We start from the raw sequence: 1124 nt of genomic DNA on the forward strand, positions 1-1124 counted from the left end.
CCCCCCCCCCCCCCCCCCCCCCCCCCCCCCCCCCCAACTACCGCCCACCGCGCCTTGCGCGGCACGTACAACAGCGGGAACGCCCCATGTCCCTGGCCGAATTCGCCCTCATCGACCGCATCCGCGCCCGCACCCTCGAGCGCGACGACATCCTGCTCGGCATCGGTGACGACGCCGCGTTGCTGCAGCCGCGTGCCAACGAACAGCTGGTGGTCACCGCCGATACGCTCAACAGCGGCGTGCACTTCCCGGTTGAGACGCCTGCCTTCGACATCGGCTGGAAGACCCTGGCGGTCAATCTGTCAGACCTCGCCGCGATGGGCGCGCGCCCGGCGTGGTGCACGCTGGCACTGTCGCTGCCGGAAGCATCTGAAGATTGGATCGAGGCCTTTGCCGATGGCTTCTTCGCCCTGGCCGACCAGCACGACATCGCGCTGATCGGTGGCGACACCACGCTCGGTCCGCTGTCGCTGTCGGTGACCGCGATGGGCCAGGTCGGGCGCGGCCAAGCCCTGCGGCGCGACCGCGCACAGGCAGGCGATGACATTTGGGTCAGTGGCACGCTCGGCGATGCCGCCGGTGCGCTGCGCCTGTGGCAACAAGGTGCGTTGAGCATCGCCACCGCCACGCTGCTGGCCGACTACGAAAGCCTGCGCCTGCGCCTGCTGCGGCCGACGCCGCGCGTGACCCTCGGCCTGCGCCTGCGGGCCTTCGCGCACGCGGCGGTGGATGTGTCTGACGGCCTGCTGGCCGACCTCGGTCATATCGCCACGCGTAGCAACCTGGCCGCGCACGTGGATGCCGATTTGCTGCCGATCTCGCACGCACTGCGGGAACTGCTCGGTCGTGAGGCCGCACGCGACTGCGCACTGCGCGGTGGCGACGACTACGAGCTGTGCTTTACCGCCGCCGCCGACCAGCGCGACGCGCTGCACTACCTGGCCGAATCGCTGGACGTGCCGCTCACCCGCATCGGCCGTATTGCCGAAGGGCAGGGCGTGCACGTGGACGGCGAAGCCGCCGGCGGCGGTTACCAGCACTTCGCGTAGCCGCAGCGGTACTGCCCTGCTGGGTCAACCTTCGGGGTGGGGTCAGATCCCTTTGCGCCGCAAAGGGATCTGACC

At 70.2% G+C, this 1124-nt stretch carries 1 protein-coding gene; it reads left to right on the forward strand.

Going from position 1 to position 1124, the window contains the following annotated elements:
- The first annotated feature begins 86 nt into the window (after positions 1-86).
- Positions 87-1049 carry a thiamine-phosphate kinase gene (gene thiL, locus ABGA94_RS10565; RefSeq protein ID WP_111128398.1) on the forward strand — a complete coding sequence of 321 codons (963 nt, stop codon included), beginning with the start codon at positions 87-89 and terminating at the stop codon, positions 1047-1049.
- Positions 1050-1124: the final 75 nt, after the last annotated feature.

It is taken from the genome of Stenotrophomonas sp. 3diitr2024 (assembly GCF_042136455.1).
GTDB lineage: Bacteria > Pseudomonadota > Gammaproteobacteria > Xanthomonadales > Xanthomonadaceae > Stenotrophomonas > Stenotrophomonas sepilia.

Bases quoted from the DNA above. Each gene is read 5' to 3' on its own strand.
- thiL (WP_111128398.1), top strand. From the start codon at position 87: ATGTCCCTGGCCGAATTCGCCCTCATCGACCGCATCCGCGCCCGCACC.